We start from the raw sequence: 15,226 nt of genomic DNA on the forward strand, positions 1-15,226 counted from the left end.
CAAGAACCCCAGGAAGCACTCCCGATGGTACAGATCACATTGCCCGATGGTTCGCAGCGCCAATATCCGGAACCGGTAACGGTTGCCGAAGTGGCGCAATCGATCGGTACGGGCCTGGCGAAGGCTGCCCTGGGCGGCCGCGTGACGTTCGACGGCGCGGAATCCAAGCTCGTCGACACCAGTTTCCGCATCGCAGAAGACGCCCGTCTGGCCATCGTGACGGCCAAGGATGCGGACGGCCTGGATCTGATCCGCCACTCGACCGCCCACCTGCTGGCCTATGCCGTCAAGGAGCTCTTCCCTGATGCCCAGGTCACCATCGGCCCTGTGATCGACAACGGCTTCTACTACGACTTCTCGTACAAGCGCCCCTTCACGCCGGAAGATCTGGCCGCCATCGAAAAGAAGATGGCCGAACTGGCCAAGAAGGACGAAGTCGTCACGCGCGAAGAATGGTCCCGCGACGACGCCGTCGAATTCTTCAAGGGCATCGGCGAAAAGTACAAGGCGGAAATCATCGCCTCGATCCCGTCCAACGAGACGCTGAGCCTGTACCGCGAAGGCGACTTCATCGACCTGTGCCGCGGCCCGCACGTGCCGTCCACGGGCAAGCTCAAGGTCTTCAAGCTGATGAAGGTGGCAGGCGCCTACTGGCGCGGCGACAGCAAGAACGAGATGCTTCAACGCATCTACGGCACCGCCTGGGCAACGAAAGAAGAGCAGGAAGCCTACCTGCACATGCTCGAAGAGGCCGAGCGCCGCGACCACCGCAAGATCGGCCGCGAACTTGACCTGTTCCACTTCCAGGACGAGGCCCCGGGCCTGATCTTCTGGCATCCCAAGGGCTGGGCCCTGTGGCAGCAGGTCGAGCAATACATGCGCAGCGTGTACCGCGACAACGGCTACCAGGAAGTCAAGGCGCCGCAGATCCTGGACATTTCGCTCTGGAAAAAGACCGGCCACTGGGACAACTACCGTGAAAACATGTTCACGACCGAGTCCGAAAACCGCGTCTATGGCCTCAAGCCCATGAACTGCCCGGGCCACGTGCAGATCTTCAACGCCGGCCTGCATTCCTACCGCGAACTGCCCCTGCGCTACGGCGAATTCGGCCAATGCCACCGCAACGAGCCCTCCGGTTCGCTGCACGGCATGATGCGCGTGCGCGGCTTCACGCAGGACGATGGCCACATTTTCTGTACCGAAGACCAGCTCCAGGACGAATGCGCCGATTTCACGGCGCTCTTGCAAAAGGTCTATCGCGACTTCGGCTTCACCGAAGTCCTGTACAAGGTCGCCACGCGTCCTGAAAAGCGGATCGGCACGGACGAAGTCTGGGATACGGCCGAAGCCGCCCTGATGGAAAGCCTGCGCCGCACGGGTTGCGAATTCGAAATCTCGCCGGGCGAGGGCGCCTTCTACGGTCCGAAGGTCGAATACACGCTCAAGGATGCCATCGGCCGTCACTGGCAGTGCGGCACGATCCAGGTCGATTTCTCCATGCCCGTGCGCCTGGGCGCCGAGTACGTGGACCAGAACGACCAGCGCCGCCCGCCGGTCATGCTGCACCGCGCGATCCTCGGTTCGCTCGAGCGCTTCATCGGCATGTTGATCGAAAACCACGCCGGCGCCATGCCGCCTTGGCTGGCGCCCGTGCAAGCAGTTGTATGCTGCATTTCCGAACCTTCGGCCGATTATGCTGCCGAAATCACGCAAAGCCTGAAAAAACAAGGCTTTAGAGTAGAGTCCGATTTGCGCGGTGAAAAAATCACTCGTAAAATTCGGGAACACAGCCTGCAAAAGGTGCCGTACATTCTTGTCGTCGGCGACAAGGAAAAGCAAAACGGCACTGTCGCGGTACGTGGATTGGGCGGCCTGGACCTTGGCGCCATCCCGTTCAACGACTTTGTGTCCCGGTTGTCCGAAGACGTCGCCACCCGTCGCGACGTCAATCAACCCGATAGCAGCGCTGCTTAACATTTCTAGGAGCTTTCAACATCGCCACTGAAAAAGCCAATCGCATCAACGGTGAAATCCGCGTCCCCGAGGTGCGCCTGATAGGTCTGGACGGAGAACAGCTGGGCATCGTCAAGATTGCCGACGCGTTCCGTCTTTCCGAGCAAAACGACGTGGATCTGGTGGAAATCGCGCCGAACGCCGAGCCGCCGGTCTGCCGTCTGATGGACTACGGCAAGTTCAAGTACCAAGAGCAAAAGCGCCAAGCCGAAGCCCGCTCCAAGCAGAAGGTCATCCAGGTCAAGGAAGTCAAATTCCGTCCGGCGACCGACGAGGGCGACTATCAGGTCAAGCTGCGCAACCTGCGCCGCTTCCTCGAAGAGGGCGACAAGGCCAAGGTGACGTTGCGTTTCCGTGGCCGCGAAATGGCTCACCAGGAACTTGGCATGCGCGTCCTTGAGCGCGTGCGCGACGATCTCCTGGAGCTTGCCCAGGTCGAAGCCATGCCCAAGCTCGAAGGCCGTCAGATGGTCATGGTGCTGGCGCCGAAGAAAAAGGCTGTGCCCGCAGGCAAGCCCGAATCGGCAGCCTGAGCGCCCGCCGTATCCGGTTCATGCAAGGCTCCGCCTTGCCGTCCTGCAACCCGCCGTGTCCGTCTCGTGACCGGCGGGTTCGCTTATTGACCGGCTCTACGCTACGATGTCACAAAGCATAGCCGCCTTCCCACCAGGGGAGGCGGCGTCCGTTCAGGGTGTCGCGATGCACGTTTTGTTCGTTTTGGATCCCTTGCCGCTGCTCAAGGCGTACAAGGATAGTTCGGTCGCCATGATGCGTGCCCTCGTGGCGCGCGGTCACACGCTCAGCGTGGCCATGCAGGGCGACCTCTACATCGAGGCGGGCGTCGTCAAGGCGCAGACCACGCCGATCGAGCTGGTGGCGGATGCCGACCTGCACGGTCACGACTGGTGGCGCGAATCCGCTTCCCAGGATCTGCCGCTGGCGGATTTTGGCGCGGTCGTGATGCGCAAGGACCCCCCGTTCGACATGGAATACGTGTATTCCACGCATCTGCTCGAATACGCCGAGGCGCAGGGCGCCTGCGTGTTCAACGGCGGTGCGGCCATCCGGAATCATCCGGAAAAGCTGGCAATCACCGAAATCAGCGAGTTCACCGCGCCCACGCTGGTCACCCGCAACATGGCGCGTCTCAAGGCGTTCCACGACAAGCACCAGGATGTCATCGTCAAGCCGCTGGACGGCATGGGCGGCACGGGCGTGTTCCGCCTGCAGCCCAAAGACCCCAACCTGAACGCCATCCTGGAAACGCTCACCGACAATGGCGCGCGCACCATCATGGCGCAGCGCTTCATCCCCGACATCGTCAAGGGCGACAAACGCATCCTGCTGATTGGGGGCGAACCCGTGCCGTATTCCCTGGCCCGCATTCCCCTGGCCGGCGAAACGCGCGGCAATCTGGCCGCCGGCGGCCGTGGCGTCGCGCAGGAACTGTCTGCCCGCGACCGCGAAATCGCCGAAGCCGTGGCGCCCAAGCTGGCCGCCCGCGGTCTGCTGCTGGTCGGCCTGGACGTCATTGGTGACTTCGTCACCGAAGTCAATGTCACCAGCCCCACCTGTTTCGTGGAAATCGCCGAACAGACCGGCTTCGACGTGGCCGGCATGTTCGTGCAGGCGCTCGAAAAGGCCGTGGCGGCCAAGGCCGCCAGCGCCGCCTCCGTCGCTGCCTGATTTTTCGGAACCGACATGACCACGGGTATTGTGATCGTCGTGCACGCGCCTCTGGGCGCGGCAATGCGCGAATGCGCGAGCCACGTCATGGGCGATCTGGACGGCATGCTGGCAATTCATGACATCCTGCCTGAAGACTTGCCGGATGACCTGGCGCCGGATGTCCTGAAAGACATCCTCGAGCAGGACCACGGCGCGGGCGTCCTGGTGCTGACCGACCTGATCGGCGCCACGCCCGCCAACATCTCCAAGCGCGCGGTCGCCGATGCGCAGGCACAGGGCGTCCAGTGCTGTGTGCTCGCGGGTCTCAACACGCCGATGCTGCTGCGCGCGTTGACCTACCGCAACCTGCCGCTGGCCGAAACCCGCGAAAAGGCGCTTGCCGGCGGGGTGCAGGGTGTCTTGCGGGTAGACTGACGGGCGGAAAATTGCCCTATTATGTCGGCTATTATTTCAAGCCGACGATCGGTACGACGATTGGCTGCGATCAACACTGCGGCATAGCCCGCGGTCACCACCTTTCCTATGCCTAATACTGACATTGTCATCAGCAACAAACTGGGATTGCACGCCAGGGCCGCCGCCAAGCTGACGCAGCTGGCCAGCAAGTTTTCCAGCGAGATCTTCATTTCGCGCGGTGCGCAACGCGTGAACGCCAAGAGCATCATGGGCGTCATGATGCTGGCAGCCGGACTGGGCGTCACCGTCAAGCTGGAGGCCTCCGGCAGCGATGCCGAGCAAGCGCTTTCCGAAATCGAAACTCTGTTCGACAGCAAATTCGGTGAGCAGGAATAGACCCTCTCCTGAAGCAACCGGCCCGGCTCGGGCCGGTTCGCCCGTAGCGGCAACCGGCGTGCCCACGACCGGCGCGCCCGCGACCAGCGCACCCCAAGGGGCTGGTTCTGCCGGCCCCGTTGTGTGTCTTTACGGCAAGGGCGTCGCCAGGGGCTACGCCATCGGCCGCGCCGTCGTCATGGGGGCAGCGGCCCTTGAAGTTGCGCACTACCGGATTTCGCCGGAAGACGTGCCCGCGGAAAGCGCCCGCCTGACCGAGGCCCTGGCTTCAGCCCAGCAGGAACTGCTGCAGCTGGCCGACACGCTGCCGGCCGACGCGCCGCGCGAGCTGGGCGCGATGCTCAACGTACACAGTCTGCTACTAGGCGATCCGCTCCTGGCCGAACAGACGCTCGCCCTGATCGCCGAGCGCCATTACAACGCCGAATGGGCGCTGACGACGCAGGGCCAGATTCTGGGCCAGCAGTTCGACGCCATGGAAGACGAATACCTGCGCGAACGCGGGGCGGATGTGCGCCAGGTGATCGAGCGCGTGCTGCACGTGCTGGCCGGCACGTCGGCGATCCTGCCCGACATGTCCCACATGGGCGGCGACGACGCCCTTGTCGTGGTGGCACACGATATCTCGCCCGCCGATATGCTGCGCTTGCGCGGCGGACGTTTTGCCGCCTTTGTCACCGACCTGGGCGGACCGACCTCGCACACCGCGATCGTGGCGCGCAGCATGGGCGTGCCCGCGGTGGTGGCAATGGGCAATGTGCGCGAACTGGTCCGCGACGGCGACATGCTGATCATCGACGGCTCGGTTGGCGTCGTGGTGGTCAATCCGTCCGAACGCATCCTCCAGGAATACCGCCGCCGTCAGGCCGCCTACGCCGACGAGCGCGCCGAACTCAGCCTCCTGCGCGACGAACCGTCCGTCACCCTGGATGGCATCGACATCGTGCTGCACGCCAATATCGAGCTGCCGGACGAGGCCGCGCTGGCGCTGGCTTCCGGCGCGCACGGCATCGGACTCTTCCGCAGCGAATTCCTCTTCATGGGCCGGCCCGACCTGCCCGGCGAAGAAGAGCAGTACGAGGCCTATGCTTCGGTCGTCAAGGTGATGGCCGGCCGTCCGGTCACGATCCGCACGCTGGACATCGGCTCTGACAAGACGCTGGACGGCGAGGCCACCGTAGCCACCAATCCCGCCCTGGGGCAGCGCGCGATCCGCTACTGCCTGGCGCGCCCCGAAATGTTCGCGACTCAGTTGCGGGCCATCCTGAGGGCCTCCGCCCACGGACCGGTGCGTTTGCTGATCCCGATGATCGCGCATATGCACGAGGTCGTCGCGACCAAGGCCGCCATCGAGGCCGCCCGGCGCGAACTCGACGCCCGTGGCCAGGCCTACGCGCCGCACATGGAAGTGGGCGCGATGGTTGAAGTTCCCGCCATCGCCATCGCCATCGAACCCTTTGCCCAGGCGCTGGACTTCCTGTCCATCGGCACCAACGACCTGATCCAGTACACGCTTGCCATCGACCGCGGCGACCACGACGTGGCGTCGCTTTACGATCCGCTGCACCCGGCGGTGCTGCGCCTGGTCGCCAACACCATCAATGCCGGCGAGCGCGCTGGCAAGCCGGTGGCCGTCTGCGGTGAAATGGCAGGCGATTCGCGCATGACCCGCCTGCTGCTCGGGCTGGGTTTGACCGAGTTCTCCATGCACCCGCAGCAGCTGCTGGACGTCAAGCGTGAGGTCCGCCGGGCGCACTCCAATGCGCTTCGCATCAAGGTGGCGTCGGCGCTGAACCGCGCCTTGCCCGTCGACCTGGACGCGCTCGGCCCGGTCTGATCTGACACCGTCCCAAGCAAACTGGCAAAAAAAGAGCCCTTCATGATGAAGGGCTCTTTCATTTTCCGATCCGCCCCGCCGCGGGTCGCGGCGGGAGCGTCGCAGCAGCTTAGCTGTGATACGCGGATTCGCCGTGGCTGGTGACGTCCAGGCCTTCGCGCTCCTGGTCTTCCGGCACACGCAGGCCGCACAGGGCATTGGCGATCTTGTAGGCAATCCATGCCACCACGCCGGACCAGACGATGGTCAGCAGCACGCCTTCCAGCTGGACCCACAGTTGGTGAGCAATCATGGAGGGCTCGGCCAGGCCGGGGCCGCCGAAGACCTGCGCATTGAACACGCCGGTGAGCAGGGCGCCCACAATGCCGCCCACGCCGTGGATGCCGAACACGTCCAGCGCATCGTCGGCGCGCAGCATGCGCTTCAGGCCGTTCACGCCCCAGACGCAGACCACGCCGGCAACCACGCCGATGATCAGGGCGCCCACCGGACCGACCAGGCCCGCGGCGGGGGTGATGCCGACCAGGCCGGCGATGGCGCCCGAAGCGGCGCCCAGCATCGAGGGCTTGCCCTTGATGGCCCATTCCGTGAACAACCAGGCCAGGACGGCGCCTGCCGTGGCGATCATGGTGTTGAAGAAGGCCAGCGTGGCGTTCTCGTTGGCGGCCAGGGCCGAACCCGCGTTGAAGCCGAACCAGCCCACCCACAGCAGGGCGGCGCCCACGAAGGTCATCGGCAGATTGTGCGGCTGCATGGCTTCACGGCCATAGCCCACGCGCTTGCCAACCACATAGGCGCCCACCAGACCGGCCACGCCGGCGTTGATGTGCACCACGGTGCCGCCGGCAAAGTCCAGCGCGCCTTGCGCGTTCAAGAGGCCGGGCGCCGTTTCAGAGGCGAACCACACCATGTGCGCGATGGGGATATAGGCGAACGTGAACCAGATCACCGTGAACACCAACACGGCCGAAAACCGGGCGCGTTCGGCAAAGCTGCCGACCACCAGGGCGCAGGTGATGCCAGCGAACGTGGCCTGGAACGAGGCAAACAGCAGCTCGGTCAGGGAGTTCGACATGGCGTACGTGCCGTCTGCGGGATTGAACATGCCAGAGAAGAAAGCGCGCGAGAGGCCGCCGAAGAAGGCATTGCCCTCGGTGAACGCCAGGGAATATCCATAGATGAACCAGAGAACCAGGCCCAGCACGAACGTGCACAACACTTGCAGCAAGACGGACAGCACGTTTTTGCTGCGCACCAGGCCGGCGTAGAACATGGCCAGGCCGGGTACGGCCATCATCAATACAAGCAGGGTAGAGACGAGCAACCAGGAAATATCTGCTTTATCCATTTTCAGGCTCCATTGAGTCTTTATTTATTTACAGCGCAGCTTCGCCGGCTTCGCCAGTTCTGATACGGATGACTTGTTCAAGGGGGGCGGCAAAGATCTTGCCGTCGCCGATCTTGCCGGTGCGGGCGGCTTGTTCGATCGCTTCGATGACCTGGTCCACAAGGTGGTCGGGCACGGCGGCCTCGACGCGCAGCTTGGGCAGGAAGTCAACGGCGTATTCCGCCCCGCGATAGAGTTCGGTGTGGCCTTTTTGGCGGCCAAAGCCTTTGACTTCGGTGACGGTCAGGCCCTGGACCCCGATTCCGGATAGAGCCACCCGCACTTCGTCGAGCTTGAAGGGCTTGATGATGGCGATGATGAGTTTCATGGCATTTCCTCTCTTGGTTGCACGCTCCGTGGTTAAAGCAATATCCATGCCATGTTGGCCAGCGCTGGCGATGGCCCGGGATCGGCGCAAAAGTTGTGCAAAACGGCACCGTTATGGTGCGCGATGCACCGCAGGCCGGCCTCAAATTGGTGCGCAACAACGCGTAGCAGTCACATGCAACCACATGTGATCCGCAAGAGGGATTTGTAGCCATTTAATGCGAGCGCTTGGGGGGCGGTCACGTGTCGGCGCTCGTGCGTGGTCGCGTCAATAGAACGTGTCGTCCGGCGCTCAGCCTTGCGGGCTGCGGTTCTTTGCCCGCCGACGGCCTTTCAATTCCAGTTGGAATTCGTTTGGACCCGTCCAAATTGGGGCGCGACCGTGATACGAGGGTTTACACGGGTCGGCTTGTTGACCGGTGTGGGCTCGAGTTGAATCGGACTCAGGACGTGCATCCGCCATATGGACGATGCACTGCGCGGTCGGATAGACCGGCGGCAAGGTTAGTGGTGTTGGTAGGGGGTTGCCGTCAGGCAGCCCGGTTTTCTCCTGTGCTTTGAAGGGCGGTCACCGCATGCGGCCCGCCCTTTTTTTTGCGGCGGCGCAACCGGCCCCGCCTGAAACAATCTGGCCGACGCACTACACTTGAGCCATCAAGAACATCGAGAGGCCCATATGAATAATCGCACCCAGTGGATGGAAGACCTTCAGAAGAACATTTCCGACCTGATCGCGCGCAGCCCCGCGGCGGACGTCGAGCGCAATGTGCGCGCCATGATGACGCAGGCGTTTTCCAAGCTGGATCTGGTCACCCGCGAAGAGTTCGACGTGCAGGCCGACTTGCTCGCACGTACGCGCGCCCGGGTCGATCAGCTGGCCGCCCAGGTGCAGCAGATGGAACAGCGCCTGACGGGTCTGGACAAGGGTCCGGCGACGGGCCTGGACAAGTAAGTAAGTAAGCAAGCGCCGCGCACCCGCTACGCGCGGGTCCAGCGCGAGATCGTTTTGTCACGGCCGCTCTCCGCGGCCGTTTGTTTTTGCGGATACTGGCGTCCCGAACTCATCCGGAGACCCCCGTGACGCTTGCCGTACTCGCCAGCAGGGCCCTCAGCGGCATGCACGCCCATGCGGTCCGCGTCGAAACACACCTCGGCCCCGGCTTGCCGGGATTCAACGTGGTCGGGCTGGTTGATACCGAGGTCCGGGAAAGCCGCGAGCGGGTCAGGGCCGCCATCATCAACAGCGGCTTCGAGTTTCCGGCGGGGCGCATCACCGTCAATCTGTCGCCGGCAGACATGCCCAAGGAGTCCGGCCGCTTCGATCTGCCGATCGCGCTGGGCGTGCTGCTCGCCTCCGGTCAATTGGCCGCGCCTGCGCAAGATGGCGCACAGGCGGGCCGGCAGCGGGGCGGACGTTCCGGTGGGGATTCGGGCGAACAGTCCGTAGACCGCTGCGCCGGCCGCTCCGGCGAACTTCGTCGCGAACTTCCCGGTGAGCATCCAGGCAAAGATCCCGACGGCCCTTCCAGCGAACCTGCCTGTGACAGCAGCGGCGCACATGCCGCGGGACTTGCCGGCGAGCGTCGCGCAGATCAGCCTCGCGCACCCGACCCCGCGCTCTCACGCCTGGTGCTCGCCGGCGAACTGTCCCTCACCGGCGCGCTCGTGCCGGTTGCTGCGCCGCTGGTGATCGCCTTGAGCGTCGCCCGCGACGCGCCCGATGCCACGCTGATCCTGCCGGCTGGCAGCGCCGAGCAGGCCGCCTGGGTCCCGGGGTTGCGCGTCCTGTCGGCGCGTTGCCTGGCGGACGTGGCGGCCCATGCTGCGGGCGCGTCGCTGCTGCCCGATGCCGTGCCCGCACCGTGGCCTCCGATTGCGCCCGTCCTGTGCATGTCCGACGTGCGCGGCCAGCCTGGCGCCCGGCGTGCGCTGGAAGTCGCGGCGGCAGGCGGGCACAGCCTGCTGATGCTGGGGCCGCCCGGCGCGGGCAAGAGCATGCTGGCCGCGCGCCTGCCGGGCCTGCTGCCGCCGCTCGAGCGGAGCCAGGCGCTGGAAGCTGCGGCGGTGGCGGCAATGGCCGGCATGCCCGACGCGCTGACCGGCCAGCCGCCTTTCCGGGCGCCGCATCATTCGGCGTCGGTCGCGGCGCTGGTGGGCGGGGGCGGGCGGCCGCGTCCCGGCGAAATCAGCCTGGCGCATCACGGCGTCCTCTTCCTGGACGAACTGCCCGAGTTCAGCCGGCGCTCGCTCGAGGCGCTGCGAGAGCCGCTGGAAGCGGGTAGGGTGGTCATCTCCCGGGCGCTGCACGCGGCGCAGTTTCCCGCGCGTTTTCAGCTCGTCGCGGCAATGAATCCGTGTCCTTGCGGCTGGCGGGGCCATCCGGCGCGCGCGTGCGCCTGCACGCCGGATCAGGTGGCGCGCTACGCGGGCAAAATCTCGGGGCCGCTGCTTGACCGGATCGACCTGCATGTTGCCCTTCCTCCCTCCGATCCCGCCTGGATGACCGCGCCGCCGGGCGAAGCGTCTCAGGCTGTCCGGGAGCGCGTCGTCCGTTGCCGCGAGCGTCAGCTTGCCCGGCAGGGCAAGATCAACGCCGCGCTGGCCGGGGCCGAGCTGGACGAGTTCTGCGTCATGGACGGCGACGCGCAGGCGCTGCTGCATCAAGCCATGCGGCGCCTGACTGGCTCCGCCCGGGCCATGCACCGGGCGCTCCGTGTGGCCCGCACGATCGCGGACCTGGACGGCCAGGCCGTGCTTGCGGCCAGCCACGTCGCGCAGGCGGTGCAGTACCGGCGAACAGGCGTATGATCCCCGCCTCCTGTCCCCGTTGTTCGCGGAGCACTCTCCGACTCGACAAAGTCCAGGAAATCACCATATAATCAAAGGCTTTTCCGGATGTGGGTAGCTATTTGTCCGCCTTCGGGAAAGATCCGCGAATCAACGTTGCAGTTCAAAAATCGTTGGTTGCGACCCCCAGAAGTGGCAACAGGTCTACAAGTTTTGGCGTCTTTGGCGCCAAGCACCTGGCGTCATGTAAATCAACAATGCGTGTTTTAGTTTAGGGAATCATCATGCCCAAGATGAAAACCAAGAAAAGCGCCTCCAAGCGCTTTAAGGTGCGCGGCAGCGGCTCCATCAAGCGTGGTCAGGCGTTCAAGCGTCACATCCTGACCAAGAAGACCACCAAGGCCAAGCGTCAACTGCGCGGCTCTGCGGCGGTTCATGACTCCAACGTGGCCTCCGTCAAGGCCATGATGCCTTTCGCTTGATCTAAGGGAGATCTACTATGCCTCGCGTCAAACGCGGCGTAACTGCCCGCGCACGTCACAAGAAAGTCATTGCCGCCGCCAAGGGTTACCGTGGCCGCCGCGGTAATGTGTTCCGTATTGCCAAGCAAGCAGTCATGCGCGCTGGCCAATACGCCTACCGCGACCGCCGCAACAAGAAGCGTACGTTCCGCGCTCTGTGGATCACGCGTATCAACGCGGCCGTCCGTGAGCATGGCGTCAGCTACAGCGTGTTCATCGCTGGCCTGAAGAAGGCTTCGATCGAACTCGACCGCAAGGTCCTGGCCGATCTGGCCGTGCGCGACAAGGCCGGCTTTGCCGCCATCGTGCAGCAAGCCAAGGCTGCCTTGGCTGCCTGATCGCGCGCTTTAACTCATCGCGCATCGCTGCAAACGGGGCTGTAATGGCCCCGTTTGCGTTTTGAAGGCTGGATTTCATGACTCGATTGGTTGACGACCTGGTAGCCCAGGCGCAAGAACGGTTCGCCGCGGCTACGGATGCCGCCGCGCTTGAGAACGCAAAAGCTCGCTTCCTGGGCAAGGAAGGCGCCTTGACGGTGCTGCTCAAAGGCCTGGGCAAGCTCGATCCCGAGCAGAAGCGAGAGGCCGGCGCACGAATCAACCAGGCCAAGCAGAAGATCGAAGAGCTTCTGACCTCGCGCCGTGCCGAACTGGCGCAGGCGGAGCTGGATGCTCGTCTGGCATCCGAAACCATTGACGTCACCCTCCCGGGCCGCGGTCGCGCGCCGGGCGGCATCCATCCGGTGATCCGGACCTGGGAACGCGTGGAAGAAATCTTCCGTTCCATTGGCTTTGACGTGGCCGACGGCCCCGAAGTGGAAAACGACTGGACCAATTTCACCGCATTGAACAACCCGCTGGACCATCCCGCGCGTTCCATGCAGGACACGTTCTACGTCGACATGAACGACGCGGACGGTCTGCCGCTGCTGCTGCGCACGCACACCAGCCCCATGCAGGTGCGTTATGCCCGCATGCACAAGCCGCCCATCAAGGTCATCGCGCCCGGGCGCACCTATCGCGTCGACAGCGACGCCACGCACTCGCCCATGTTCCACCAGGTGGAAGGGCTCTGGATCGCCGAGGACATCTCGTTTGCCGACCTGAAGGGCGTGTACACCGATTTCCTGCGTTGCTTCTTTGAAAGCGATGATCTGGTCGTGCGATTCCGTCCGTCGTTCTTCCCGTTCACGGAACCGTCCGCCGAGATCGACATGATGTTCACCTCGGGACCCAACCGCGGCCGCTGGCTGGAGATCTCCGGTTCTGGCCAGGTGCATCCGCAGGTGGTGCGCAATTTCGGGCTGGATCCCGAGCGCTACATCGGCTTTGCCTTCGGCTCCGGGCTCGAGCGCCTGACGATGTTGCGCTACGGCGTCAACGATCTGCGCCAGTTCTACGAAGGCGATTTGCGCTTCCTGCGCCAGTTCAACGAATAACAGACGGCTGATCATGCAATTTCCCGAATCCTGGCTGCGTACGCTGGTCAATCCTCCGATCGCAACCGATGAACTCGCGCACCGGCTCACGATGGCCGGCCTGGAAGTCGAAGAAACCGAACCCGCCGCGCCCGCCTTCTCCGGCGTGGTCGTCGCGCACATCGTCGAAATCGCCCCGCACCCGGACGCCGACAAGCTGCGCGTCTGCCAGGTCGACGACGGCTCGGGCGAACGCCTGCAGATCGTGTGTGGCGCGCCCAACGCCGCTGCCGGCCTGAAAGTGCCGCTCGCCCGCGTGGGCGCAGAACTGCCCGGCGGCATGAAGATCGGCGTCGCCAAGATGCGCGGCGTGCAGTCTTCCGGCATGCTGTGCTCGGCCCGCGAACTGGGTCTGTCGCAAGACCATGCGGGGCTCCTCGAGCTGCCCGCCGACATGGTCCCCGGCCAATCCATCCGTGAAGCGCTGGATCTGGACGACACGCTGTTCACGCTCAAGCTGACGCCCAACCGCGCCGACTGCCTGTCGATCCTGGGCGTGGCGCGTGAAGTGGCCGCGTTGACCGGAGCGCCGCTGTCGGTGCCCACCGCGGCCGCCGTGCCCGTCACGCTCGACGAGCGCCTGCCCGTCAAGATCGAGGCGCCCGACCTCTGCGGCCGTTTCGGCGGCCGCGTCATCCGCGGCGTGAACGCCCGCGCGGCGACGCCCGAATGGATGAAGACGCGCCTCGAGCGCGCCGGCCAACGCTCGCTGTCCGCGTTGGTCGATATCTCGAACTACGTCATGCTCGAACTGGGCCGTCCGTCGCACGTTTTCGATCTGGACAAGATCGGCGGCGACATCGCCGTGCGCTGGGCGCGTGAAGGCGAAACGCTGGAACTGCTGAACGGCCAGACCGTGACGCTGGACCCGAAGGTTGGTGTGGTCGTCGCTGGCGAGCAGGTCGAAAGCCTGGCCGGCATCATGGGCGGCGAAGCCACCTCGGTGACGCTCGACACGCAGAACATCTATCTCGAAGCCGCGTTCTGGTGGCCGCAAGCCATTGCCGGCCGCGCGCGCCGCTTCAAGTTCAGCTCCGAAGCCAGCCACCGCTTCGAACGCGGCGTCGACTACGCCAGCATTCCCGAGCACATTGAATTCATCACCCGCCTCATCGTCGACATCTGCGGCGGTCAGGTCGGCCCCATCGACGACCAGATCGTCAATCTGCCCCAGCGTCCGCCGGTGCGCATGCGCCTGGCGCGCTGCCATCGCGTGCTGGGCGTGCCGGTCACACGCGAGCAGGTCGCTACGATTTTCGGCAGCCTGGGCCTGGACTACTCGGTCGAAGGCGACGACTTCATCGTCAACCCGCCGTCGTTCCGTTTCGATCTGGAAATCGAAGAAGACCTGATCGAGGAAGTGGCTCGCATCTATGGCTTCGAAAGCATTCCCGACGTGCCGCCGATGGCGCGCGCCAAGATGTTTTCACAGCCCGAAGTGCGCCGCGGCGCGCATGCGCTGCGCCGTCTGACGGCTGCCCAGGACTACCAGGAAGTCGTGAACTACAGCTTCGTCGAAGCCGACTGGGAACGCGATTTCGCGGGCAACGACAACCCCGTGCGCCTCGTGAACCCGATCGCCAGCCATCTGTCGGTCATGCGTTCCAGCCTGATCGGCGGTCTGGTCGCCAACATCCGTCACAACGCCAACCGCAAGCAGTCGCGCGTGCGCCTGTTCGAACTGGGCCGCGTGTTTTTCCGCGATGCCTCGGCCGAAGACGGTCCGCTGCAAGTGGCCGGCGTGCGCCAGCCCATGAAGCTCGCGGGTGCCGCATGGGGCCCGGCAGTGGAAGAGCAGTGGGGCGTACCCACGCGCCACGTCGATTTCTTCGACGTGAAGATGGACGTCGAGTCGCTGTTCGGCGCCCGCGGCCGCCGCCTGCGTTTCGAGGCAGCGGCGCATCCTGCCCTGCATCCCGGCCGTGGCGCGCGCGTCATGCTGGACGGCAAGCAGGTCGGCTGGATCGGCGAACTGCATCCGCGCTGGGCGCAGCAGGCAGACCTGGCGCATGCGCCGGTGGTGTTTGAACTGGACGTGGACGCATTGTCCGAAGGCGAACTGCCGCAGGTGCGCGAGCTCTCGCGTCAGCCCGTCGTCGTGCGCGACCTGGCGCTGTGGGTCGACGAGGACGTGACGGTACAGTCCATGCTCGACACCGTTGCCGCTGCCGTCAAGGCCGACGCGCAACTGGCCGTCGTGCAGGATGCGCGCGTGTTCGACGTGTGGCGTGACAAGGCGCAAGGCAGCGAACCCGTCGCCGAGAAAAGCCTTGCGTTCCGTTTCTGGCTACAGGACACTGAGGTCACTTTGGACGAAGCCCGCGTGGCGGATTGCCTTGCGCGCATCAAGGAAGCCCTGGTTGCCGCGCACGGCGCGCGCCAACGTGGCTGAA

Annotated in this window: 14 protein-coding genes; 12 read left to right on the forward strand and 2 right to left on the reverse strand. The window is 64.6% G+C overall.

Annotation, left to right across the window (positions count from 1 at the left end):
- Positions 1 to 24: 24 nt before the first annotated feature.
- The 6 genes from thrS to ptsP all read left to right on the forward strand — a co-directional run bounded on the left by thrS (position 25) and on the right by ptsP (position 6,334).
- Positions 25 to 1,977: a threonine--tRNA ligase gene (thrS, locus tag KW836_RS11095; RefSeq protein WP_175124019.1), complete on the forward strand. Its 1,953-nt coding sequence runs from the start codon at positions 25 to 27 to the stop codon at positions 1,975 to 1,977.
- Between the two features lie 20 nt (positions 1,978 to 1,997).
- Positions 1,998 to 2,549, forward strand: coding sequence for a translation initiation factor IF-3 (infC, locus tag KW836_RS11100; protein WP_076812461.1), 552 nt, complete (start codon positions 1,998 to 2,000; stop codon positions 2,547 to 2,549).
- 166 nt (positions 2,550 to 2,715) lie between these two features.
- Positions 2,716 to 3,702, forward strand: coding sequence for a glutathione synthase (gene gshB, locus KW836_RS11105; RefSeq protein ID WP_218343342.1), 987 nt, complete (start codon positions 2,716 to 2,718; stop codon positions 3,700 to 3,702).
- A gap of 15 nt (positions 3,703 to 3,717) precedes the next feature.
- Positions 3,718 to 4,119: a PTS sugar transporter subunit IIA gene (locus KW836_RS11110; RefSeq protein WP_218343343.1), complete on the forward strand. Its 402-nt coding sequence runs from the start codon at positions 3,718 to 3,720 to the stop codon at positions 4,117 to 4,119.
- Between the two features lie 108 nt (positions 4,120 to 4,227).
- On the forward strand, positions 4,228 to 4,497 hold the full coding sequence (locus KW836_RS11115; protein ID WP_006387993.1) for an HPr family phosphocarrier protein: 270 nt from the start codon (positions 4,228 to 4,230) through the stop codon (positions 4,495 to 4,497).
- On the forward strand, positions 4,433 to 6,334 hold the full coding sequence (ptsP, locus tag KW836_RS11120) for a phosphoenolpyruvate--protein phosphotransferase (protein WP_370633018.1): 1,902 nt from the start codon (positions 4,433 to 4,435) through the stop codon (positions 6,332 to 6,334). The genes KW836_RS11115 and ptsP overlap by 65 nt, the downstream gene beginning before the upstream one ends.
- 109 nt (positions 6,335 to 6,443) lie before the next feature.
- Here ptsP and amt read toward each other — a convergent pair whose 3' ends face one another.
- Complete coding sequence (amt, locus tag KW836_RS11125) at positions 6,444 to 7,682, reverse strand: ammonium transporter (RefSeq protein ID WP_175138547.1); 1,239 nt, start codon at positions 7,680 to 7,682, stop codon at positions 6,444 to 6,446.
- Between the two features lie 28 nt (positions 7,683 to 7,710).
- Complete coding sequence (locus KW836_RS11130) at positions 7,711 to 8,049, reverse strand: P-II family nitrogen regulator (protein WP_006218735.1); 339 nt, start codon at positions 8,047 to 8,049, stop codon at positions 7,711 to 7,713.
- A gap of 675 nt (positions 8,050 to 8,724) precedes the next feature.
- On the opposite strand from KW836_RS11130, the gene KW836_RS11135 reads away from it, so the two are divergent.
- The 6 genes from KW836_RS11135 to pheT all read left to right on the forward strand — a co-directional run bounded on the left by KW836_RS11135 (position 8,725) and on the right by pheT (position 15,225).
- The gene (locus tag KW836_RS11135) at positions 8,725 to 9,000 is read left to right on the forward strand and encodes an accessory factor UbiK family protein (protein ID WP_056315890.1); all 276 of its coding nucleotides are present in this window, start codon (positions 8,725 to 8,727) and stop codon (positions 8,998 to 9,000) included.
- 125 nt (positions 9,001 to 9,125) lie between these two features.
- A complete protein-coding gene (locus tag KW836_RS11145; protein ID WP_370633019.1) occupies positions 9,126 to 10,856 on the forward strand; it encodes a YifB family Mg chelatase-like AAA ATPase in 1,731 nt (576 codons plus the stop codon).
- 263 nt (positions 10,857 to 11,119) lie between these two features.
- On the forward strand, positions 11,120 to 11,317 hold the full coding sequence (gene rpmI / locus KW836_RS11150; RefSeq protein WP_008159912.1) for a 50S ribosomal protein L35: 198 nt from the start codon (positions 11,120 to 11,122) through the stop codon (positions 11,315 to 11,317).
- 17 nt (positions 11,318 to 11,334) lie between these two features.
- On the forward strand, positions 11,335 to 11,694 hold the full coding sequence (gene rplT, locus KW836_RS11155) for a 50S ribosomal protein L20 (protein WP_006218741.1): 360 nt from the start codon (positions 11,335 to 11,337) through the stop codon (positions 11,692 to 11,694).
- 77 nt (positions 11,695 to 11,771) lie between these two features.
- Positions 11,772 to 12,794 (forward strand): phenylalanine--tRNA ligase subunit alpha, encoded by a 1,023-nt coding sequence (pheS, locus tag KW836_RS11160; RefSeq protein ID WP_056315894.1) that lies wholly within the window; start codon positions 11,772 to 11,774, stop codon positions 12,792 to 12,794.
- 13 nt (positions 12,795 to 12,807) lie between these two features.
- A complete protein-coding gene (gene pheT, locus KW836_RS11165) occupies positions 12,808 to 15,225 on the forward strand; it encodes a phenylalanine--tRNA ligase subunit beta (RefSeq protein ID WP_218343344.1) in 2,418 nt (805 codons plus the stop codon).
- The last annotated feature ends 1 nt before the right edge of the window (position 15,226 follow it).

The sequence above is a fragment of the Achromobacter sp. ACM05 genome (assembly GCF_019218915.1).
Taxonomy (GTDB): domain Bacteria; phylum Pseudomonadota; class Gammaproteobacteria; order Burkholderiales; family Burkholderiaceae_B; genus Achromobacter; species Achromobacter animicus.